The sequence below is a fragment of the Massilia sp. UMI-21 genome (genome assembly GCA_015277795.1).
Classification (GTDB): domain Bacteria; phylum Pseudomonadota; class Gammaproteobacteria; order Burkholderiales; family Burkholderiaceae_D; genus Telluria.
Map to the genome: position 1 here is coordinate 959845 of CP063848.1, position 22697 is coordinate 982541.

Annotated in this window: 19 protein-coding genes, 1 tRNA gene and 1 pseudogene; 10 read left to right on the top strand and 11 right to left on the bottom strand. The window is 60.4% G+C overall.

Annotated elements, in window-relative coordinates:
• The first annotated feature begins 353 nt into the window (after nucleotides 1–353).
• The 3 genes from IM543_04240 to IM543_04250 are packed head-to-tail and all read left to right on the top strand — an operon-like array spanning nucleotide 354 to nucleotide 1484.
• Complete coding sequence (locus IM543_04240; GenBank protein QOY95111.1) at nucleotides 354–839, top strand: hypothetical protein; 486 nt, start codon at nucleotides 354–356, stop codon at nucleotides 837–839.
• 23 nt (nucleotides 840–862) lie between these two features.
• Nucleotides 863–1162: a hypothetical protein gene (locus IM543_04245; protein ID QOY95112.1), complete on the top strand. Its 300-nt coding sequence runs from the start codon at nucleotides 863–865 to the stop codon at nucleotides 1160–1162.
• Between the two features lie 34 nt (nucleotides 1163–1196).
• Nucleotides 1197–1484: a hypothetical protein gene (locus IM543_04250; protein QOY95113.1), complete on the top strand. Its 288-nt coding sequence runs from the start codon at nucleotides 1197–1199 to the stop codon at nucleotides 1482–1484.
• A 603-nt stretch (nucleotides 1485–2087) separates the two neighbouring features.
• Here IM543_04250 and IM543_04255 read toward each other — a convergent pair.
• The 3 genes from IM543_04255 to IM543_04265 all read right to left on the bottom strand — a co-directional run bounded on the left by IM543_04255 (nucleotide 2088) and on the right by IM543_04265 (nucleotide 5023).
• Entirely contained in the window at nucleotides 2088–2996 is a 909-nt protein-coding gene (locus IM543_04255) for a DDE-type integrase/transposase/recombinase (protein QOY95114.1), read from the bottom strand.
• A 121-nt stretch (nucleotides 2997–3117) separates the two neighbouring features.
• Nucleotides 3118–4101, bottom strand: coding sequence for an RNA-directed DNA polymerase (locus IM543_04260; protein QOY95115.1), 984 nt, complete (start codon nucleotides 4099–4101; stop codon nucleotides 3118–3120).
• On the bottom strand, nucleotides 4088–5023 hold the full coding sequence (locus tag IM543_04265; protein ID QOY95116.1) for a hypothetical protein: 936 nt from the start codon (nucleotides 5021–5023) through the stop codon (nucleotides 4088–4090). The genes IM543_04260 and IM543_04265 overlap by 14 nt, the downstream gene beginning before the upstream one ends.
• Before the next feature lie 613 nt (nucleotides 5024–5636).
• Here IM543_04265 and IM543_04270 point away from each other — a divergent pair.
• Nucleotides 5637–6872 carry a DUF4297 domain-containing protein gene (locus IM543_04270; GenBank protein QOY95117.1) on the top strand — a complete coding sequence of 412 codons (1236 nt, stop codon included), beginning with the start codon at nucleotides 5637–5639 and terminating at the stop codon, nucleotides 6870–6872.
• A 38-nt stretch (nucleotides 6873–6910) separates the two neighbouring features.
• Nucleotides 6911–8656 carry a hypothetical protein gene (locus IM543_04275; protein QOY95118.1) on the top strand — a complete coding sequence of 582 codons (1746 nt, stop codon included), beginning with the start codon at nucleotides 6911–6913 and terminating at the stop codon, nucleotides 8654–8656.
• 328 nt (nucleotides 8657–8984) lie between these two features.
• Here IM543_04275 and IM543_04280 read toward each other — a convergent pair whose 3' ends face one another.
• The 5 genes from IM543_04280 to IM543_04300 all read right to left on the bottom strand — a co-directional run bounded on the left by IM543_04280 (nucleotide 8985) and on the right by IM543_04300 (nucleotide 13911).
• Complete coding sequence (locus tag IM543_04280; GenBank protein QOY95119.1) at nucleotides 8985–9824, bottom strand: hypothetical protein; 840 nt, start codon at nucleotides 9822–9824, stop codon at nucleotides 8985–8987.
• Nucleotides 9825–10233: 409 nt separating this feature from the next.
• Nucleotides 10234–10869 carry a hypothetical protein gene (locus tag IM543_04285; protein ID QOY96518.1) on the bottom strand — a complete coding sequence of 212 codons (636 nt, stop codon included), beginning with the start codon at nucleotides 10867–10869 and terminating at the stop codon, nucleotides 10234–10236.
• 502 nt (nucleotides 10870–11371) lie between these two features.
• Nucleotides 11372–11447 (bottom strand) — tRNA-Phe (locus IM543_04290).
• 100 nt (nucleotides 11448–11547) lie between these two features.
• On the bottom strand, nucleotides 11548–12114 hold the full coding sequence (locus IM543_04295) for a lipocalin family protein (protein ID QOY95120.1): 567 nt from the start codon (nucleotides 12112–12114) through the stop codon (nucleotides 11548–11550).
• A gap of 102 nt (nucleotides 12115–12216) precedes the next feature.
• Nucleotides 12217–13911, bottom strand: a complete 1695-nt coding sequence (locus IM543_04300) for an MCP four helix bundle domain-containing protein (GenBank protein QOY95121.1) — start codon at nucleotides 13909–13911, stop codon at nucleotides 12217–12219.
• Between the two features lie 242 nt (nucleotides 13912–14153).
• Between IM543_04300 and IM543_04305 the strand changes: the two genes are divergently transcribed.
• Nucleotides 14154–15071 carry a serine acetyltransferase gene (locus IM543_04305; GenBank protein ID QOY95122.1) on the top strand — a complete coding sequence of 306 codons (918 nt, stop codon included), beginning with the start codon at nucleotides 14154–14156 and terminating at the stop codon, nucleotides 15069–15071.
• A 78-nt stretch (nucleotides 15072–15149) separates the two neighbouring features.
• On the top strand, nucleotides 15150–15845 hold the full coding sequence (locus tag IM543_04310) for an alpha/beta hydrolase (protein QOY95123.1): 696 nt from the start codon (nucleotides 15150–15152) through the stop codon (nucleotides 15843–15845).
• On the opposite strand, the gene uvsE is transcribed toward IM543_04310, so the two are convergent.
• Together uvsE and IM543_04320 are read right to left on the bottom strand one after the other, a co-directional pair.
• Nucleotides 15842–16732: a UV DNA damage repair endonuclease UvsE gene (gene uvsE, locus IM543_04315; GenBank protein QOY95124.1), complete on the bottom strand. Its 891-nt coding sequence runs from the start codon at nucleotides 16730–16732 to the stop codon at nucleotides 15842–15844. The two genes, IM543_04310 and uvsE, sit on opposite strands and share 4 nt — an antisense overlap.
• 131 nt (nucleotides 16733–16863) lie before the next feature.
• Entirely contained in the window at nucleotides 16864–17781 is a 918-nt protein-coding gene (locus IM543_04320; GenBank protein ID QOY95125.1) for a CAP domain-containing protein, read from the bottom strand.
• Nucleotides 17782–18266: 485 nt separating this feature from the next.
• Here IM543_04320 and IM543_04325 point away from each other — a divergent pair, with 485 nt between their 5' ends.
• Nucleotides 18267–19601 (top strand): GGDEF domain-containing protein, encoded by a 1335-nt coding sequence (locus IM543_04325; protein QOY95126.1) that lies wholly within the window; start codon nucleotides 18267–18269, stop codon nucleotides 19599–19601.
• 51 nt (nucleotides 19602–19652) lie between these two features.
• On the opposite strand, the gene IM543_04330 is transcribed toward IM543_04325, so the two are convergent.
• Complete coding sequence (locus IM543_04330) at nucleotides 19653–20159, bottom strand: host attachment protein (protein ID QOY95127.1); 507 nt, start codon at nucleotides 20157–20159, stop codon at nucleotides 19653–19655.
• A 51-nt stretch (nucleotides 20160–20210) separates the two neighbouring features.
• Here IM543_04330 and IM543_04335 point away from each other — a divergent pair, with 51 nt between their 5' ends.
• On the top strand, nucleotides 20211–20531 hold the full coding sequence (locus tag IM543_04335) for a hypothetical protein (protein ID QOY95128.1): 321 nt from the start codon (nucleotides 20211–20213) through the stop codon (nucleotides 20529–20531).
• A gap of 103 nt (nucleotides 20532–20634) precedes the next feature.
• Nucleotides 20635–22697: pseudogene (locus IM543_04340) on the top strand (M13 family metallopeptidase).

The window sequence follows — 22697 nt, forward strand, 5'->3', positions numbered from 1 at the left end:
CTGGCCAACGGAAACGCATGTTCCGGAAACGACAAACGCCCACTCGTATGAGTGGGCGTTTTGCAAAGAATATTCCAAGTGGCCCCGGGGGGCGGAATCGCAGCACCGACACAAAGATTTTCAAAACAGGCACTGGCGCCGTCAAGACGGAATGTCGCTGGCCAACTTTCGGTTTGTCTCCATACTTTGTAGATAAGCAAGCATATTCGGGGGCGCCGCGCGGGATACTCGACGCGCCGAATCGGCGCAAACAAGCTTAACAAGCGGTGGATCTACCTGATCCGCCAACGTATGATCGAACTGTGCACGGTATTTGTGTTGCGCCCTTCCTCAACGCTAAGACATTACCTGGCGTGGTCGTCAGAATCGTCGTGCATCAAGTCGCAAAAGACATTTGGCGCGTCGACTACCGGTTTGCACGACCGGTCTCCGCCTTGACGTTTGAGTCGGTAGTCGAACTTCGCCAGAAAGCCTGGAAAGTATTGACGCCTGGCATGCGCATGAATCTTTATCTCGACCACGATCTTATCGATTTCAAGGGCAAGCCGTTCAGGTATGCCAGTATCCAGATCCGCACCTTCGACGGCTTGGAGCCGAAGTCGTATGCTCCCTTCAACCGTTTCTCGGATGGGGCAACGGCCTTTTTCCTGGGTTTTCTGCAGGGAGACGGGTATCAGGGAAAACGTCAGATTCCGATGCTGGCCGACATCCACCTGCATGGCCTGGCGCAGGAGAATGTCATCGCACCGCCACCGAACAAGCGTCTGGCAGGCGGCGAACGAGGCTACGCGTATTTCGGACCTGCCCGCCCCACGCGCTCCGGTGCGACGCATTCCTGATCGATCCGGCCACCCCCGGCTGGGTGCGCGACATTTTCCTGGACGCGGGAGCGAAGCTGTCCGCCTATTATGAACAAGCCTACGGGCGCCCGCTGACGGACGAGTTGCTCATTATGTTGTCCGTATCGGGATTCGACGCGCCAGGGATGTCAATCAAAGGCGGTGCGGTCAAGGGTCAGATGAGCTACCGCTTCGATGGCAAGGCAGCACTCATCGATCATCCAAGATATCGCGAGGTGCTGAAACGACTGGTCGCACATGAACTGGCGCATCTCTGGCAAATGAACCTTGTCCGCGGCGGCTGGGGCGGGGACGATCCCTGAATCCACGAAGGGGGCGCCAATGCGATGGCCCTCGATGGCCCTCGATGGCGTGCTGCAGACAGGACTGTGGAGCGAGGATACCGTAGCGGCTTACAACACGCAGCAGGCGGCAGTCTGCGACAAGCTGGGCAATTCCGTGGACTCGTATGACGACATCTACGCTTGCGGCCTGGTCCGATTCAACCATGCCGGCCTCGCGATCGTTCCGCTGTGGCGCGCGATGATGGAGGTATCGGAAACCGAAGGCGAATTGTATTCGGCGAGCATGATCAATGCCATCGTGCAGAAACAGGGTGCGGCGCCAAGACCGACGGCTCCCTGAAACGACAACGCCCACTTGCATGAGTGGGCGTTGCGTGAGGGATGTTTTTGGTGGCCCGGGGCGGAATCGAACCACCGACACAAGGATTTTCAATCTTCGCGCCGTGTCTGCCACTACTTCATCGGTTTGCCGCACCGAGGTTCTGCTAAGGCCCGTCAACTTTGCATAGCTGGTCGCCGGTCAAACACCACGGCAGATCCGCTGGCGTATCGCGCGGCGGTTCTGCCTGCTCATGCGGGATCTTCTGAACAAGCATCATGGTCGCTCAGACGGCGAAATTCGCACAAGAGACCGGCCACGGACCGGCCGGTTTGAATGCATCGAGAACATAGAGGCGAGGTATCTTCCCGACGCGATAGTTTCGCCCCCGCCCCATCCTGCTTGAGTACCATACGAAAAGACCAGCACAGGACAATCGGAAGCCCTTGTGGGGTATTCTCTCGCGCGCAGGCAGGTAAATTGATGAGTGCGTGATTGTAATACCCGGCCTGCTAGGCGCGGTGGCGCAAGCAGGCCGGGTGGTAGTGCCACACTATTTTTTGATGTTTGGGAAGACATCTTTCTCGGTGAATTCGTATTCACGGATGAATGCTTTTGCTCGCTCTATGTGTCAAGACCCGGCTGGTTATACACGCGTTTCCTGAACAATTCAGGGCGTTTTTCGTGCCAGTCCTTGAGTGCCTGAACAGGTGTTTTATGGTCGAGCGCTCGCTGTGGAATGCTGTGGTTGTAAATCTTGACGTAATTGCGCAGCGTCGATTCCAGTTCGGCGGCTGAGCCGAAGCGGGTCTGGTTGACGATGTCGCTGATGCGGCCGTTAAAGCGTTCGACCATGCCGTTTGTCTGTGGATGGCGCGGCGGAATGAGGCGGTGCTCGATGCCGAGCCGCTTGCATAGCCGGTCGAACACGTGGATACCGCTGGGTTCCTTCTTCTTGCCACCAGCGGTGAAGCGGTCAGTGAATTGGCTGCCGTTGTCGGTCTGGTCGGCATACAGGTCGATGTAGACCCAGCGCGTAGCGCGGTCGATGGCGACGAACAGGTAGCGCCGTGCGGTCTCGTCGGGCATCTGCGGCAGGTATTTGATGTCGATGTGCAGAAAGCCTGGCTCGTAGTCCTTGAATGTTTTCTTCGTGGCTGGCGCACCGCTTTCCTGCTGTGCCAGGTCGCGCAAGTCCGAAACGCCGTGTCGGCGCAAGCAGCGTCCAAGGCCGGCACGCGAGACCGCTGGATTGATGAACTCGCGTGTGACCACCAACAGGTCGTCGGTGGGCAACAGCAGCGTCTTGCGCAGTTCCACCACGATGAGTTCCTGCTCGGGCGAGAGCGTCGTGTACATCTTGTTGGGAGCGTGCGACTTGTCTTCAGGCGACTCGCGGTTCTGCCACTTCCGAATGGTCTGACGGGTCATGTTGTACAGCCTAGCCAGTTCGGCTTGCGGCAGTGTTGAGTTCCTGATTTCCTCGCGGATCCGGTGCGTAGTACGGGCTCGGCTGTGCAGTGCCTGGGTCATCGAGTTGCCACTGAAAGATCGGATTGGGATAGTGTCCGCAAAACATGCCTGGCCTTGAAGAGCGGCCAGCTACGGATGGGTACATGATCCCACGAGTCTAAACACCTATTAACCTATGATATTACCACTCATCACCGGAAGGAATAATGCCTTCTGCTTCCATTTTCTCATTTACGGAAACTAATTTGAAGTAATGAAATTCACCCATCATCGTCCTGATACTTCTAACAAAATCAGGCTCAACCGAGAGTGAAAATGCCAGCCAGCCTTTAAGTTTTGTGTGCAATTCCGGTGCAAGCTTCCCTTTTCGGTAATGGTCTGCCATCGCACGTATAGATCGCTTTCGGTCTCTTCCCAACGATACCTTACCTTCATTGGATAAAATTAGGCCGGTCAACTGGCGTTGAAATTTTTTAGAGGTGAATACGGTCTTTTCCGGATTTATTTCTATGCGTGGATATCTAATGCAGCCTAGCAATTCACGTATAAACTCATTTGCTTTATCTAATTCGTGTGGTTTGTTAGTCGATAGCGCTAGGTCGTCAGCATATCTAGTGTAGACAATTTCATTGGCGTCACAATATTCCGATAGTTTGAGGTCGAATTCGTACATAAGAGAATTGGAAACCGAAGGCGAGCTTGGTGCGCCTATTGATAAGGACAACCCTTTATTCTCGTCGCGCCTAAAAAGCAAGAATGACAATTCAGATGCTAATCTTGTACTAATTCCAAGATGCTTAACTGCATGCTGCACGAAATCGCGATCTCTTATTGAGGGAAAGAAATCCTTAAAATCAACCTTGAGAAGATATTTGTTTTTTGCGTGTACTCGTGCATGGTCTGAAATATTTTTGTGCGGACGATATGCTGTCGCCGCTTCGTGTACTGGCATTGCTGCGATGTATTTGCTGATAATCCAACGTTGAATAGCTTTAAGCTCTGCAGTTGGTTGAGCAATCAATCGTCTGCCACGTCCGTTGCGCTTTTCTATATAGTGGATTTTATATCGCCTAGGTGCCGTAAGAATGAGCTCCCAAGCCTCCGCGCGGGTAAGCGGATGCTCGTCGCACAGCAATTCCAGCAGTTCCGAATTAGTGGCGTCCATGGACTTTCTCGTAAGCTTGGCGTCGAAATGGGTCCTGCTTTAGAAATTCCATAGCGCGTAGCTTAAACTGGACGCGGTCTATTCGAGCACTGGAGTCCAGGAACTTATATCCGATAAATCCTTCGCGCTTGCCTTTTGGCGGGACGTAAAAGTGGCGTGACAAATGCTCAGAAGGTTGTATTACTTCAAGAAGGCAGAGTAAGTTCAACATTTGACCAATTCGCTGCTTTGTAAGCACCATGCCAAAGGCAGTCAAGAGTTGAGTTATTTCTTTGAGAGTGAGAGCTCCGAATAATTCCACTATATCGGCGATAAATAGGAATTGATCGCGGACCTGTTGCGGATCAAACGCACGGACTTTCAGAGCCTGTTTGCTCTTTTCAAGTACTTCGCTCGCCAAATCAGGTAAAACTTTTTCAAAGTCAGTTAACGTATCGCCATCAACTGGACAAATTGAGGGCTCGTCACCTTGTACACGTTTGAGAACGCGAAGTGGGCCAAGTGCGATATATGAATTGGCCCTATAATATTTGCTGTATAGGACAACAAATAAGCGCTCGGCTAATACTACTTGTGTGCAAAATGCGCCTAATTCCGCAAATGCTCCTTCGCTTTCCACAAACAGTAATACTGCTCGTGAAATACACCCGGCATCCGACTCAAATGCGGTTAGGTCATCATAGCCATCGAACTGATTCCACTCTGGATAGTCTTCCGGTAACTTCAGACTAGAGGCAATCTCATGGCCAGTTTCGTGCGCCCAAGAAACAAACATGTCGCGCATGCCTGATGGCGCGTCGCCCGGGGCATCACGGAGGTGACGACCGAATACGAAAACGATGGACGGTAGGTGGATGATCTGCGCGCGAACAGACCCCACCTGCCCGACAAATTCAGCAAGTAGTAAGGAAAATGTGCTCAATTACCTAAATAGACACGAAAGCGGCTCGCGCCGAATCGGGACCTACCGGACACGGATTTGGCGCGGGCCGCTTTCGTGTCGTGGTTGGTATCCCACCTGTTCTCAGTCTGGCGAAACGCCCGACATTGATAGCTATTATTACCTGCTACCGTTCGCGTAATTGACTGCCTGATTGTGCCCTACTGATGGTAAAACTGCAAGTGCTTCTATTTATCACTGACGCGGACTTATGAGCTCGGGCCCGCCCCTGACTGTTTCGTTAGGCGTGCTGAGGGCAGTACTAGATCGTTCGTATTGTTAGGCAAGTAAGGCACCTGGCACGGTCAAACATGGCGCCAAGCGGTCGGTAAGTTTTCTCGTGGCAGGTGGCTTGACTGTGCTCAAGTGCCGGAATTGATGGTGTAGGCGTTCAAACGATGCTGGAAAACGATCTGGGAGGAGCCCGGAAATGGACCGGACACAAGGACTACGAATTCAGAAACGACAACGCCCACTTGCATGAGTGGACGTTGCGTGACCGATGTTCTTGGTGGCCCGGGGCGGAATCGAACCACCGACACAAGGATTTTCAAGTCATGATCCTCATGGCAGCTAACAAAAATTGGCAATTTGCATGTTCACTGATAAATTACCAACAGTTATGCTGAGCAACCCCATAGGGTCCCCATCCCACATTGACGAACCATGTTTTCCAACTCTACATATGGCGCTAGCGGAAGATAAATTCACCGAAATATTTTCCCTGAGCCAGGATCCTGAGCTGGCGGAAGCTGGGGGCGGTCATGGGCAGAAGGGAGTGGACTTCCAGCGCTACTGGGCGATCCTCCGCATATTCGAGCTCAAGCAAGACGGCTTAACCGATTTCCTCCTGCTTTTCGAGTCGATCCAGGACGTCGCCGAGTTCGATTCCGAAACGGCACCCAGCCGTGTCGATATATACCAGATCAAGAAGAAAGACAGCGGCGAGTGGTCATTCAACGAACTGACGGGCTTACTGAAGCCAGACGGCCGAACAAAGAAAAAAGTACCCCCCACTTTGTCTAAGGTAGAGAAGAGCCCTCTCGGCAAATTGTATAAGGCTGGCTTGGCCGTCCAGCATTTGGAAGCCAACGCTCACTTCGTGTCGAACGCGGGCTGCGACCTTCCGCTAGTCACGAGTGGATCAGCCTCGGCCCTGCTCAAGTGCCTGGCGTCGGAGCTTGACGCTTCGCACGCGTCACCTTTGGCCGAGGGTTTGGCCCTGCTCCACGCCGCGCCCGGAGAAGTCCCGGACCTCAAACGGCTCGCCTTGCGGAAAACCACCCTGCACCCGGACGACCCTCACCTTATGGCTCTCGGCGCGGCTACGGCTTACCTCAGCAAGCACCTCCCGGCGAGCGCAGGCCAAGCGAAAGCGTTCGTGGACGCTCTCTTCGCGCAGCTCAGTGCCCTCGGACGACAGACCCAGCCCGTGGAGTCGTTTGAGGAACTGCGTCGCCAGCGGGGTTACTCGATGGCTGAGCTGAACTCTGCGCTTGCCGATCTCAAAGGCGTTCCCGACCTGAAATCGTACCTCGACAAGGTTCTTGACGGACTGCTGCTGGAAGGGCTTGCTCCGCTTAGGCGTATCTCGATTGACGTCGGCGTGACGAAGTACTTCTCCGCCGTCGTCTCTGGGACGCAGGGGGCCGACGAGCTCGCCCTGATCGACGAGTGCGCCAAGGCAGCACCTCCGCTACTGGCATCCTCTTCGTTGCTTCCCGCACTGGAAGCGGAAACCGCGAGGATAGCCGCGTCCCATCCGGCCTTCAAGAACACCGAAGTCTTCGCGTATTTGCTAATCCAGGTAACGAAAAATGCCGCAGCCTAATTTCAGAAAACTCCTTCGCGCCCTAGCTACAAAATCCTATGAGAATCTTCCAATTCGAAAGCATATCGCTGCTATCGCACCGCGACAAAAAAGCCAGGAAGGTCAGCTTTCACCCGCACAGGAACCTGATCCAAGGGGAGAACCACACGGGCAAGTCAAGCCTCGTTAAGCACCTCTTCGTAACGCTTGGTGCCAAACCGCTGGGAACCCTCGAACAATGGGATCCTCAGACCGTTTCCGCAGTCAGGTTCAAGGTAGACGGTGAATCGTTCACCGTCATCCACCATAGTGGTGCGCGCTCGCTTCACGATTCGTCCGGCAACCTTCTCAAGGCAACTGATTCGCCTGCCGCATGGGCAGAAACGTTCGCGGCGCTGGTAGGTTTCAAGCTCATGCTGACTTCCAGAAAGACAGGGCAGGGCGTATTGGCCGATCCTTCCTGTTTTTTCCTCCCCTTTTACATTGACCAAGATGGGAGCTGGCGGGAAAAATGGGACACTTTCCCCGCTACGATGCAGTATGTGGCACCGGTCCGCAGCATCCTCGAATATTTCAGCGGTATTAAGCCTGCCGAATACTACGAGCTCAAGAGCGAGCAAAGTGCAATATCGAAGGAAGCCGACGCGCGTGTCAGCGAGATGAAGCTTCTGGAACGCGCTCGCGGTCGGCTGAGCCAGACTCTTCCGGTCGGCACCGTCAAGCTGTCGGAGGCGGGCTTCGAAGATGAAATCCGCCGCCTGACATTGGAGGCGAACGAGCTCAACGGCCTGCAAGAAACTCTGCGCGCTAAGTATGTCCGCGAGGGCGAAGTGGTTGCAAGCATCAACCACCAGATCCAAACCGCCTTCGCGTCGCTGCGGGAATACGCCGGAGACCAGAAGTACCTTGCGAACATTGCCAATGCCAATGAAATCGTCTGCCCGACGTGTGGGGCGGAACACGAGCAGTCGTTCCTGCACTACTTGGGCTATGCCGAGGATGCCAGGATCCTGGAGGAGCTTACGCGTACGCTCCAGAGGGATCTCGTTACCGCGAGACGCCAACTGGAATCGACGAACGGGGAACTTCGGACGCTGCGCGGCAACTACGCCAGAATCAACGGGATCCTTGAGCAAAAGCGCGGGGACCTCCGATTCCAAGAGGTAGTGGAATCCCAAGGAGCCCAGGCTGCCCATAGGGCATTCGACGCCGAAAGAGAACAGATCGCCGGCGAACTGGCAGACTGGAACGCCAAACTTGCGGAAATCGAGGCGCGACTGGGCGCGTTGACCGACAAGAAGCGTGCCAAAAGGATTGTGGCTGCGTTCAGGGAAGCCTACCAGTTAGCGAGGAAGTCGCTTAACGTACCCGATCCTTCGGGAAATCCAAACCTTGTCAGCAGACCTAACCGTTCAGGCAGCGGAGGGCCTCGTTTGCTCCTTGCTTACTATGCAGCCTTGTGGAAGGTCTGCCACGGCGAACAGTTAGGCATGTCGATCCCCGTAGTCATAGACTCTCCGAACCAGCAGGACCAAGACGACCTGAACCTCCACGTCGTCCTCGGGTTCATCGCAGAGAGCCTTCCGGTTTCCATGCAGCTCATAGTCTGCGTCACGAAACACTCGGACGCTCAGCTCGACAAGACAACCGTTTTCGATAAGAAGTACAGCATGTTGCTCCCCGAGTGCTACGACGAGGTCGAATCTGATGTCGAGCCGCTCTACCGGCAGATGAATGCCGCGCTGCTGAGCATTCCAATCGACGAGGCCAAGGGAGACAAGCCGGAGGCGGATTCGGATGACTAGGCAGTTCGTGATAGGCCATGCGGGCTTCGAACCTGCGAGCATCGGACCAAAAGTCCGTTCTGTCACCGTAGCCTGGAGGTCACAATAGACGTTTGGACGTTTGGACGTTTGGACGTTTGAGGTCCGTGCTGCTGAGCGAGGAGCTGAGTGGGGCGGACGTTTGGACGATTCGGACGGTTATGCGAGCGCGGAGATGGTGGGCCGGGAATAGACCGGACACGAGGACTTCGTGCACTGAAAACAAAAACGCCGATCTGCATGGATCGACGTTTCGTCAAGGATGTTCTTGGTGGCCCGGGGCGGAATCGAACCACTGACACAAGGATTTTCAATCATTCTTGCTATTAAATGGTTTGTCTTCGTCCCCACCAGAAAGAAAGTACTGAAACGCGGGGGATACGTCTCCTATATCCAGTGGCAAGATCCGTGGTTGAACCAAGACTGGCGGCAATTCCTTACCTGGCGTTGTGGATAGTGCTTTCAGGATATCTGTGAACTTTTCTACCTCATCTTCTTTTTTAACCAGTACCGCCTGTATGGCGTCAAATGGCAGCGTAAGTCGATCTCCGGTTTCACGTCTGCGCCCCGTGAAGCCATGTTCGCCGGCGATGCGCCATTCCACTTCATCAAGTTGATCTTTGCTTTGGATGTATGCGAGAAGATTTAAGACAGGTTCTAGACTGGAATTGTTAAAGAGCATTTTCCCATTTTGAACATACAGCTTCGCGATCTGGAGATCGACAAAGAGTCGGTGCAATCGTTTCGTAACTGCCGAAGTTGGGCCCGCATACAAGACCCGATCACCACCATTGGCTTCTAGCCATTCCTTACTTACGACGACACCATATGCTCCGAAGTTTGCATAGTGCGGCACCAGGCTGCGGCCCTCATGAACTTCGGTAAAGCAGATCATGGGAATCTTTCCAGCTATGGTGCCAAGACCGTACATTAATGCATTCAGGTTCAGATCGCTTACGCCAAGTGCGCTGGCACGTTCGCTTAGCGCAGCAATCGAATAGCTTTGCATTATTTCGATCGACCTCCCATCATTGATGTCTAGAGGAGCAAACTTTACAGGGTGGTCTGTTAGCATGAGCCCATCTTTTAATGCCTGTTCAAGGAAGGCAGCCTCATGCATTGTGTGAAGAAAGCGAAGAATCGTGGTCATACTTTTTTCCTAGGACGTCTAAATACAACATCATAGTTGCTTTTGTGCATCTTCGCTACGACGAGTGGCCTGCGCTGTAGTAGCGACCTACCATAATCGGACGATTGAAGTAGGGCTCTCTGGGACGAAGGGATGCGCTGGACGATTCGAACGGATGTCTGGGCTGGGGGACGGTAGGCCTGAAATGGCCCGGACACGGGGACTACATCTCCGGAAAACAAAAACGCCGATCTGCATGGATCGGCGTTTCGTGAGGTATGTTCTTGGTGGCCCGGGGCGGAATCGAACCACCGACACAAGGATTTTCAACAATTGTCTCTAGGATTTTCACCCAACTGGGCATATTGACTGTAGCTTGCTGTGATGTCAAAGGCCAACCTACGAACGTTATGTGACGTTTGCGGCGAGACTAGAGTGTGATAATGGTACTACCCGAACTCTCGAAAATCTCTTTCTTGTGTGCGTCGAACAACAGGTCATCTTTCGCTAGCTGATCAATGCTCATGCGGCCAAGAACAAGCTGTTCGACAAGCCACCAGTAAGAACAAAGTTGGTCGTGAATCGCGGGATCAATATCCTTTCCTCGAACAAGGTCTGTACCGAGCACGAAATTTCTATCCTCTCTGTAGATCGCGTTTGCGAGCTGATAATAATCATTGCAGAGGTCAAAATAGACTAGCGGTACTTCGTACTTTGCGCGCCGAATGTCGCTACGATAAATATACTGGAACCCATTCATACTAACCTTGAGTTGTAGCCCCGCCGAATATCCTGCAGCCCTACCATTTAGCAGTGTTTGTAGTTCTTGCCTCACATTACTGCGATGGATCCAAATCACATCTCGTTGAGTGTCACTTGGCTGATACTTGTGAAGGTATTTTTGGCGAGTTGTTTCGAGCCCTGTTCCTATCGCTATATATTGATCCAAGGAATGATGGACATACGCTCCCCTTCGACCGATTTGCCCCCAGCGACGATTTGCATAAACGTCGGAATTGCAGCTGCGAACGATTAGTGCTTCTGCAATTTTCCCAAGCAACTGCATCACTTTATTTCGCACATCTTCTTCATTGGCTACGATAAGAATCTTGGAACGTAGCAAGCCGTCTTCATCAACAGAAACCAAATTAAGTTCGTCTGTCAAAATTTCGAGTAAATCGTGCCCGTAACCATGGCGCATCAGTTCAATGTCACGTGGGCCACGTTGCCACTGATCTAAAGACTGTATTGAGGATTGATCAATCCTCCCATCAGGGAGCATTTTAGCGACGACTAATCTCGTGTCTCGGGTTGTTTTTTGCACCATTTACATTTTTTGATGGTAGGTCAGCCCATACTCTATCTCATATGATTGGAGTAGATAAACTTTATGGCGATTTAGTCGAAGTCGGCGCTGACCTGCGACGTGTAGAGCGTATCAGACGATTCGGTCGGTTGCCGGGGGCTGGGGCGGGCGGTGGGCCGGAAATAGACCGGACACGAGGACTTCTTGCGTCGAAAACAAAAACGCCGATCTGCATGGATCGGCGTTTCGTCAAGAATGTTCTTGGTGGCCCGGGGCGGAATCGAACCACCGACACAAGGATTTTCAATCCTCTGCTCTACCAACTGAGCTACCAGGCCAAGGGCTCGCATTCTAGCACAGGCATTGGCGCGGCGGTAGGTTCTCATGCGAAATTGTTCTCATGCGAAATCCGCTCGCGCAACATCGACCAGGCCAGTCCTATTGCCCCTGCCTGGTCGGCTGCAGCCGGCTCAGGTCCAGCCCCTGGGCGGCCAGCCGGCCCAGCAAGGCATTGTAGGCAGCCGGGGCGACCTGGGGCGTGCGCGACAGGATCCACAGGTATTCGCGCTCCGGCTCGCTGACGGCGGCCAGCTGGTAGTCCGGATCGAGGTCGATCACCCAGTAGTCGCCCCAGACCATCGGCAGCCAGGACAGGACGGCCGGTGCGAAGCGTACTTCCAGCTTGGGAGAGGTCGGACCGCCCAGCTGGCGCGCCACGCCCTTGGCCGTGTCGGTGCTGCCGTCGTCCAGCCGGCAGCGGTTGAGCACGTCGACGCGGCCGTCCTCGCGCAGGCTGTAGGTGGCGGTAGTGAAACCGACGCACTTCTTCTGGAAGGTATTCGGGAATTTCGCGATCTCGTACCAGGTGCCCATGTAGCGCTTCACATCGAGGGACGGAATAGCCACGAGCGGATTGGCGGCGCCTGCTGCCTGGTCCGCGGCGCGGACGACAGGGGACGATAACAACAGGGCCACGAACAGCGGTGCAAGCAGGACGGTTTTCATGCGCGCTCCGGAAAATGATCGAACCTCGATGGTAACGGCGCCTGCCGTGCGCCGACGCACGGCAGGCTGTTCAGCCGACCCGGTCGAGCAGTCTCGGGATCGTCAGAACTCCTCCCACTCGGCCTCGGCCGCCTTGCGCCCGGCTGCGGTGGCAGGGGCAGGGCGGCGTGACGGCCTGGCGCCCCTGGCCGGTTCCGTCGGCGCCGCACGCCTGGCGGACGGCGACCCGGACTCAGCGCCGTGCCTGGTGTCTGCCTGCGCTTCGTTTTTGCGCGGCGCGCTCACGCGCGGCGCCGGCTTGACTGCCGCGGCGGCGCGTGACGGGCGCGCGGCCAGCTTGAACACGGCCATCATCTGGCCCAGGCGCGCGGCCTGTTCCCGCACCGATTCGGTGGCGGCCGCCGATTCTTCCACGAGGGCGGCATTCTGCTGGGTGACCTTGTCCATGTCCGCCACTGCCCGGTGCACCTGCTGGATGCCGGTCGCCTGTTCCGTGCTCGAATCGACGATTTCGCCCATGATGGCGGTCACCCGCGCGATGCCCTCGACGATGCCGGTCATGGTCGTGCCGGCGCGGCCTGCCAGGTCGGCGCCCAGCGACACGCGCCGGGTCGAGTCGTCGATCAGCTCCTTGATTTCCTTCGCCGCCGCCGCCGAGCGCTGGGCCAGGCTGCGCACCTCGCCGGCCACCACGGCGAAGCCGCGCCCCTGTTCGCCGGCGCGCGCCGACGAGGCATTGATCGCGCCCATGGTATCGACCAGCTGGCCGACCATCGCGCCGCCCTGCTGCGCCACCGTCGAGGCGGCGAGCGCGAGCCCGTTCGCTGCTTCGGCGCTGGCGGCGCTGTGCTGGACCGCGTGCGCCAGCTCGTTCATCGAGGAGGCGGTCTGTTCCAGTGCCGCCGCCTGGCTCTCGGTGCGGCGCGACAGTTCCTGCGCTTCGCCGGCCATGGCCGCCACCGAGGCGCCGATGGTGTTGGTGCCGGCGCGCACCCGGCCGGCGATGTCGGCCAGGCTGTCGCGCATGCGCAGCAGCGCATGCAGCAGGCTGGACTGGTCGTCGGGATGCAGGTCGACCCGCACCTCCAGGTTGCCGGCAGCAATCTCGCCGGCCACGCGCGCCGCCTCCGCCGGCTCGCCGCCCAAGCGGCGGAACAGCGCGCGTGCGAACAGCATGGATGCCGCGATGCTGCCGGCCAAGCTGACCAGCCACAGGGCGACCAGCATGGTCGTGCTGTCGCCGGCGTCGTCCAGCACCGCCCGGGCGCCGGCGTCGATGGCCTTGTGCTGCAGCGCCTGCAGCGCCGACACCCCGTCCAGGTAGCGCTGGGTGGCCGGCACGAAGGCGCGCTCGTACATCGCCATCGCTTCGGGCGCACGGCCGTCGGCCTTCAGCTGCATGACCTGGTCGCGGCTGGCGATGTACTGGCTGCGTGCCTCGGCGATGGCGTCGAACAAGGTCTTCTCGTCGGGCGTGTCGAGCAGGGCGCCGACCTGTTCCTGCAGGGCGCTGGTGCGCCGGCTCGACTCGGTGCTCTCGGCCGCGAAGACCCGGGCCAGTTCCAGGTCGGCCGAACGGGCGACCGCGGCGGTGCGCTTGGCCGAGACCGAGGTGTTGAGCAGCCACTGCGCGCTCAGGCGTTCCTTGGCCAGCGGGCGCTGGGTGAGCGCTTCGCTTGCTCCGGCCATGACCTGCAGGCGCCAGATCGCGACGCCGGTCGCCAGGGCGGAGATCAGGATGACGAACGCAAAAGCGCTGCGTAGTTGGGCACGAACACTGGATACGGCATTGGACACGTTGGCTCCCGGTGGTGGTGGGCTTCCAGGCTGGTGCGGCCTGCCCCGGAGCGGGGCGGCGGCGCACCGCGTCGGCGGTGCTGTCATGGATGGACCGCAGTTCATTGCCATAAGGCAAAATATAGACCGGAAGTAATGAAGTTGCTCAATGAATGCGCAGCCGATGCGACCGAAGGTTTTGCATATATCGATCTGTGATGTAAATCGTTGGCGGGCGGCGCAAAAGCGCTTAGGCTGGCGGCATGAACAGCGATTTTCCAAGCTCCACCGGCTCGGTGCAGTGGCACCTGGGCCCGATCATCGACGCGCTGCGCACCTCGCGCGAGTCGACCCACAACATCCGCCACCAGGGCCGCGTGCGCGAACTGCCTTCGCGCGAGGTGCTGGGGCAGGTGGTGGGCGGCGTCTCGGCGGCGCTGTTTCCCACCCATTACGGGCGCCCCGACCTGAACGACGAGAGCATCGACTACTTCGTCGGCGACACGCTCAACGTCACGCTCGACCGGCTGGTCGGGCAGGTACGGCGCGCGCTGCGCTTCTCGCCCCAGTTCGAGGAAGCCGCCGAAGCGCAGCTTGCCGAGCGCGCGCAGGCGATCACGCGCGAATTCGCCGCCAGCCTGCCGGCGATCCGCGCGCTGCTGGTGTCCGACGTGCAGGCCGCGCTGGCGGGCGACCCGGCGGCCAGCTCGGTGGCCGAGATCATGCTGTGCTATCCCGGCACCCTCGCCATCCTGTATCACCGCCTGGCGCACTGCCTGCACCGCCTCGGCGTGCCCTTCCTGGCGCGCCTGATCGCCGACATCGGCCACTCGCTCACCGGCATCGACATCCACCCGGCGGCCAGCATCGGCGGCAGCTTCTTCATCGACCACGGCACCGGCGTGGTGATCGGCGAGACCGCCATCATCGGCGAGCGCGTGCGCCTGTACCAGGCGGTGACCCTGGGCGCCAAGCGCTTCCCGGTGGACCCCAGCGGCGCCCTGGTCAAGGGCGCGCCGCGCCACCCGATCGTCGAGGACGACGTGGTCATCTACGCCGGCGCCACGGTGCTGGGTCGCATCACGGTGGGCGCCGGCTCGACCATCGGCGGCAACGTCTGGCTGACGCAGAGCGTCCCGCCGGGCAGCAACGTGTCGCAGGCACAGTCACGGAATACCTGACGCAGGGTACCTGACGCAGGGTACCTGACGCAGGGTAGCTGGGGCCGGCGCCTTGCCGGCCTTTGCTATCATGGCGCGATGTCTATCCTGCTCATCCCCGGCTACATGGCCGACGACACGCTCTGGGACGACGTGCGCCCGGCGCTCGCCAGGTTCGGCCCAATCGTGCATGCCGACCTCGGCCACGATGCCTCCATCGAAGCGATGGCCGCCCGCGCGCTGGCCGATGCACCGGCGAACTTCATCCTGGTCGGCTTTTCGATGGGCGGCTACGTCGCCCGCGAGATCGCGCGCCTGGCGCCCGAGCGGGTGCGCGCGCTGGTCCTGATCGCCACCTCCACCCGCCCCGATACGCCTTCGCTGCGCCAGAGCCGCGGCACGGTCGGCAAGGCTGCGGCCTCGGTCTCGTTCTCGGGCCTGAGCAAGACCGCGATCGCCGCCTCGCTGCATCCGCAACAGGCCGGCAACGCGGCGCTGATCGAGCGCGTGCGCGCCATGGGCGTGCGCCTGGGCGGCGAGGTATTCCGCCGCCAGTCCGCGATCGTGCGCGCGGGCGACCGTGAGCGCCTGCACGCGATCCGCTGCCCGACCCTGGTCGTTGCGGCGGGACAGGACCGGCTGCGTTCGCGCGAGGAATCCGAGGAGCTGCATGCCGGAATCCCCGGCGCGGAACTGGCCGTCATCGAGGACAGCGGCCATATGGTCCCGATCGAGGCGCCGCAAGCGCTGCTGGCGCTCGTCCTGCCCTGGCTCGACCGGGTCGCGCCAGCCTAGGCCGCCGCGGACATCGACCAGGCCCGCAGGCCCCGGATCGCTTCTTCCTTGTGCTTGGCCTCGATCTCGATGTAGGGCGCGGCCAGGTAGGACGAGGGCATGACCTCGATCAGGTCCGAGTGCTGGCGGTCGTTGAAGCCTTCGCGGCCGTTCGAGATATGCACCAGTTGGTGCGCCGGGTCGGCCCAGGTCTCGCGCGCCTTCATGAGCATGGCGCCCACGCTCGGGTCCTCGTAGCTCGACAGCTTGGCATGCACCACGTGATGATGGGCGTCGAACACCATCGGCACGCCGGCGCGCATGCAGATCTCGTAGATCTCCTGCGCGCCATACGCGTATTCGTCGTTCTCCAGCCCCAGGCGGCAGCGGATGGCCTCGGGAAGCAGGCCGATGCGTTCGACCAGCGCATCGGCACGCTTGCCCTTGCCGCCGTGGATCTCGAGCAGGGCCCAGGACGAGCGCGGCTGCTCGAGCAGGTCCATGATCTCCGCATGCATCTGCAGGATCTTGATGCTGTTCGCCACCACCCCTTCCGAATCCGAATTCAGGACCACGAACTGGTCCGGGTGCATCACCAGGCGGATGCCGCGTTCCAGCGCGCGCCGGCCCGAGCGCCCCAGGGTGGCGGCGAACGGCGCCAGCACCTCGCGGCCGATGTCTTCGTCGGCGAAGGGAAAGATCGACGAGGGCAGCCGGTACAGGCGGATGCCTTCGGCCTCGCAGTAACGCATGGCATTGTCGAAGGTCTGGATGTTGTCGCGGTACAGGTCTTCGAGCAGCGCGCGCTGGGCGTCGAGGCTGTGCTCGAGCAGGCGCTTGCGCGTGACCGTGCGGTAGCGGACGTCTTTCGAGACGGTAATGCAGACGAGGCCGAGGTTCGGTGGCATGGTTTCCTTGTGTTTTCTTGTGGCGCGCTCGCTCCCAGTCTAGCGAATCCGGCCCCGGGCGCGCGTTCGCTTTCCCCCGTCAGGCACAGGTGGCCGGGACAGCGCCGGGACAAGGCAGGCGCCGGTCCGGGTCAGCGCGGCCGCCCGAACACCTGGGTCCAGTAGACGATGCCGCTGCGCTTTTCCGCCGCGACGCCATAGGCCGCGCCCATCTCGGTAAAGCCGGGATGCATGATGTTGGCGCAGTGGCCCGGACTGTCGAGCCAGCCGGCCACGGCTTCGTCCGGCGTGCTCTGGCCGAAGGCAATGTTCTCGCCTACGCGCTGCCAGGCATAGCCGGCCCGCGTCGCCCGGTCGGCCGGCTGGCTGCCGTCCCTGGCGCGGTGGCTGAAATAGCGCCGCGCCGCCATGTCGCGGCTGTGGGCCAGCGCAGCCTCGCCCAACTGCGGGTTCCAGCTGAGCGGCGGCGCCGCTGCGAACTGCTGGCTGCCGCAGTTGCGGGCGCTGGCGCGCGCCGCGTTCACGCCGGCCAGGACGGCCTTGCCGGCCGCGTGCCAGTCCGGGAAGGTCTCGGAAGGCAGTGGTGGCGCCGGACGCGCCAGGATCACGGTCCACTCCTTGCCCGCGCGATAGCTGCCGATCACAGAGAAATGGGTGTCGAGCAGCGTACTGCAATATTTTTGCTGTAACACCGTCATCGCTTCGGCCGGCGTTTGCGGACCGTTGACGCTGACCGACACGGCACGCTCGGCGGCATAGCCTGCAGCTTCGAGGGCCAGTTCGGTGAAGGTGGCCGGGCCGATGCGCACGCGCGCCAGCGCCGGGTGCGGCGTCAGCGCCGCGACCGGCGCGGCGGCGCGGCCCATGCAGTCGCCCGGCGCCATGCGGTAGGCATTGACCAGGGCGGTCAGCTGTTCGGCGCCGTCCGCCGGCGCCGGCGCGCCAGCGGCCACGCCCGGCCGGACGGCCGCCAGCAAGAACAGGAAGGGCAAGGCGTGGCGCAGCGCGGCATGACAGCATGGACGCGCTTCGAAAGACAGGGTCGACATGTTTTAGATAGCAAGATCAGTCCGGCCTCCCGCGCCACGGCACGGCAGGAATTAGCAGGAAGTCAAGCCTGCCCGAAAGCAAAAACGCCGACCTCAGGTCAGCGTTTGCGTAGCCGGACAGAAGGGGCGCATCTGTCGCGAGCGTCCACTATAGCAGCGTGGCCCGCGCCCGCAAAGCGTCCCCCTGTAACAAGCGGGCGCCGCTGCCCCGTGCCGGTACAAGGAGGCGTACGGCTTGCATCGTTCGGTGGGTGCGAGTGGGCGCTAATGCCCACGATTTTATTAGACACTGATTCTGGGTTGAAGTTCTTGCTTATGTGGTTTGCGCGACATCAAACCTTTGGCCGGCTCCAAAGCGTTTGCGTTTTGAGGCGGACAGCGACACAATGAAGATTCCTGCAATAAACATAACATCGGGAATCGGGAGAGGGCGGCGCACCGCCATTGTGTAGCCGTTAGGCAATCAGCAAGGAAGTCGAGGAACCATGACGCACGCCGTGCCGCTGTACAGGAACCATGTCCTGCTGCTATCGCAGAGCTTCTTCATCAAGGACAACCGGGCCGAACTGCTCCTGCACGCCCATAAATATGACTTCGACATCCTGTTCTTCGATGACGTTTCGCGCTTCGTCCAGGCGGTGGCCGGCGACGGCGGCGACAACCTGTATGTGATCGACCTCGACGCCCTGCATAACATGCAGGCCGACATGCCGGACGGGCGCCGTACCCTGATGCTGGGCGAGCTGCTGCAGCGCCTGCCGAGCGACCACAGCTACGTTTACCTGCAGAGCGCACGCCAGGGCAGCCGTTTCCTGCTGCAGCAGCGCCTGGTCGACAGCAACTGCCTGGCCTACGCCGAAAAGCCGATCGCCAACGACGTATTCGTCGACAAGCTGTTCAAGCTGTTCGTGCAGAAGAAGCGCGGCGACCTGGTGCGCATGGTGGTGCTCGGCGAGGAAGCGGAACTGGACGATGCGGCCTTGCTGGAGCGCGGGGTCGAGGTGATCCGCCATCCCGAGGCGCAGACCCTGCACTTGCGGGTGAAGGACCTGCAACCCGACCTGGTGCTGGTCACCGACGATGAATACGCGCGCACCGACGCCATCGTCCGGGTGCTGCAGAAGAACATCGAGGCCGATCCGGTGCGCGAGATCGCGCTGCTGCAGTGCCGTCCGGACGCCGCCCTGACCCGGCGCGCCCTGGTGGACGGCTTCGACACCGTGCTGGCCAATTGCGAGCCAGGACTGCTGGAAGCCCAGCTGGTGAGCCGCGCCAACAAGATCCGCATCAACAAGGACCTGATCGGCAAGGATCGCGCCACCGGCCTGCTCAACAAGGTCGGGTTGCAGAAGAAGGCCCAGGACCTGATCCGGCGCGCGGCCCGGGAAGGCTGCCCGCTGGCCTTCGGCGTCATCGACATCGACAAGTTCAAGACCATCAACGATACCTGGGGTCATCACTTCGGCGATATCGTCATCAAGCGCCTGTCCCTGACCCTGGCCTCGCAGGTGGGCGCGTGCGATCTGCTCAGCCGTTTCGGCGGCGAGGAATTCGTCGTGGTGTTCTGGGATTGCACGCAGGAGGAAGGCTGGCAGCGGCTCGACGCGATGCGCCAGGCCTTTTGCGCCATTCCCTTCGAGGTCGGCCCCGGCGAACTGTGCCACTTCTCGTTCAGCGGCGGAGTGGCGGCCTATCCGGAATGCCGCAGCGAGAACGAACTGTTCCTGCGTGCGGATGCGCTGCTGTACGAGGCGAAGCAGGGCGGGCGCAACCGGATCTGCACGCAGGCGGAAGGCGCCAGGCGGGCGGCAGCGCTGTAGAAAACGCCGCCAGCCGTGGCGGCTGGCGGCGTGTGCCCGCCTGGCGCCCTTCTATTCGGATTTGGCCTGGTGCGCCTGCAGTTGCTCGCGCAGTTGCTGCGCGTTCGCGTGCGTGTAATCCTTGTTGATCTCGGACTTGACCAGTTGCTGCACCTGGGGATCCAGGTTGGCGCGCAGCGTGCCGAGGAATTCGGGCGTGGCCGATACCACCAGATGCTGGTAGCGGTTTTCCTGGTGCGCCTTGAGCAGGAAGGCAGAGATGTCCTTGGCGAAACGCTCGGCCGCGTGCTGGTCCGGCGTCTGGGCCGGCTGGTACATGCTGGTCGGCGCGCCGGCCTGGGCATTATGCTGGAAGCCGGCGGGCTGGTGTCCGCCGACGCTGTGGCGGCTGTCGCCGGCCGCCCTCGGTCCGAGCCGGTCGGTTTGGGTGTCGACCGTGCGCAGTTGCGCCGCCGGGTCGACCATGTCTTGCACTTCCTGTAGCGGCTCGGACGGATCGGACTCCGAGAAGAATCGCGCGCGGCCGGCGTTGGCTGCGAGAATCCAGGTTGTTGGCATGCTACCCCCCTGTCAGTTGTCAATGGTGAGCGTCTTGCACGGCGCGCCGGTATGGCGGCCTGGAAGCAAAGGCGTGGAGCGGCGATCGCATGCGGATTTCCACATGTCGATCAGGCGATGAACCGAGTATATCGCTGCTTCCGGATACCCGGCGCACCGCCGTCCGCTGCCGTGCGGCGGCGCTGGATTGTCCCTCGCGGTGGCATGATCTGGAGGAGCCGGCAGGGCGTTGCCGCCGCGCCGGGCCATGCCGCCTACAGGCGGCGCCAGCAGGCCATCCGGGGCAGCGGCGACATCGCCATCACCGGCGCGAAGTTGCAGCTCGTCGACGCGGCGCTTGCCGAGGCGGGCCGGTCGCGCGCCCCGTATTGACGGGGCGTCCTGAAACAACTTGCATACAAAAATGCCCTTGGCATTGCTGCTTCAGTTGGATTAGCATCGCTCGATTCCTAACACCAACAACCTGGAGAGAGTGATGAAACCTAGCCTGTGCAGTACCGTGATCGCAGGGTTGTTTGCCATGGCATCCCAGGCCGGCGCCTACGACGGGACAGCGGCCACGGCCGCCGGCGCGGTATCCGGCGCGGTATCCGGCATCGAAGTCGCCGCGATGGACCGCAACGTGCGCGCACAGGACGACTTCTTCCGCCACACCCAGGGCGCCTGGCTGAAGGACGTCGACATCCCGTCGGACCGCTCCAGCTGGGGCGCCTTCAACATCGCCCAGGACCGCGTCGAGCAGCAGATCCGCACCATCGTCGAAACCGCCGCCGCGCAGAAGCATGCCGCGCCTGGCTCGGACGCGCAGAAGATGGGCGACTTCTACACCAGCTACATGGACGAGGCGCGCCGCAATGGGCTGGGACTGACGCCGTTGAAAGCGGAACTGGCGCGCGTCAATGCGCTGGAGGACAAACGCGCGATGGCCACGCTGATGGCGCGCTTCGCCCGCATCGGCGCCGATGCGCCGCTCGACATGTACGTCGGCCAGGACAACAGGGACTCGACCCGCTACATCGTCAGCATCTCGCAGTCGGGCCTGGCATGCCGGACCGCGACTACTACCTGAATGCGGACGACGCGCGCCTGAAGGAGATCCGTGCCAAGTACCAGGCGCACGTCGAGAAGATGCTGGCGCTGGCCGGCCACCAGGACGCCGGCGCGCTGGCGGAAAAGATCGTGGCGCTGGAAACCGACATCGCCCGCGCCCAGTGGACCAAGGTCGAGAACCGCGACCCGGTCAAGCGCTACAACAAGATGACCCTGGCCGAGCTGGGCACGCTGATGCCGGGCTTCGACTTCAAGACCTACCTGCAGGGCACCGGCGCCGGCAAGGCCGAATCGGTGATCGTCAGCCAGCCGTCCTACCTGGCCGCCCTCGACAAGTTGGTCGCCGCCACCCCGCTCGCGGTGTGGAAGCCATATTTCGAGTTCCGCCTGCTGAGCGCCTACGCCCCTTACCTGTCGCAGCCTTTTGTTGACGAGAGCTTCGCCTTCCGCGGCAGCGTGCTGTCCGGCGCCAAGGTGAACCGCCCGCTGGACAAGCGCGCGGTCGCCGAGATCAACCGCAACCTGAGCGAAGTGGTCGGCAAGGCCTACGTGACCCAGCACTTCCCGGCCGAGCGCAATCAGCAGGTGCTGGACATGGCGAAGAATTTCATCACCGCCTTCGGCGAAGGCATCGAGACGCTCGACTGGATGTCGCCGGAGACCAGGAAGCAGGCGCAGATCAAGCTGTCGAAGATCAACGTCAAGATCGGCTACCCGGACAAATGGCGCGATTACTCGGGCCTGAAGATCGTGCGCGGCGACCTGGTTGGCAATGTGATGCGTTCGCGCGAATTCGGCCACGAGTACAACGTGAGCCGGCTCGGCAAGCCGGTCGACCGCAGCGTGTGGAGCATGTCGCCGCAGACCGTCAACGCCTATTACAGCCCGACCCTGAACGAGGTCGTGTTCCCGGCGGCGCGCCTGCAGTACCCGCTGTACGATGCGAACGCCGAACCGGCCGTGAACTACGGCTCGGTCGGCATCTCGATCGGCCACGAGATCAGCCACGCGTTCGACGACAAGGGTTCGCAGTACGACGGCGACGGCAACCTGCGCAACTGGTGGACGAAAGAAGACGCGGAGAAATTCGCCGCGCGCGGCAAGGTGCTGGTGGCCCAGTACGCCGCCTACAGCCCGCTGCCGGGCTACCATCTGAACGGCGAGCTGACGCTGGGCGAGAACATCGCCGACAACGCCGGCGCCATCATGGCCAGCCGCGCCTACAAGATCTACCTGAAGGGCAAGCCGGGTCCGGTGATCGACGGCTTCAGCGCCGAGCAGCGCCTGTTCATGGGCCTGTCCCAGGCACGCAAGGGCAAGGCGCGCGACGCGGCGCTGATCTCGCAGGTCAAGACCGACCCGCATTCGCCGTCGGAATTCCGCGTCAACGGCAGCCTGCGCAACCACCCGGGCTTCTACGAGGCCTTCGACGTCAAGCCGGGCGACAAGATGTACCTGGACCCGAAGGACCGTGTGATCTTCTGGTAA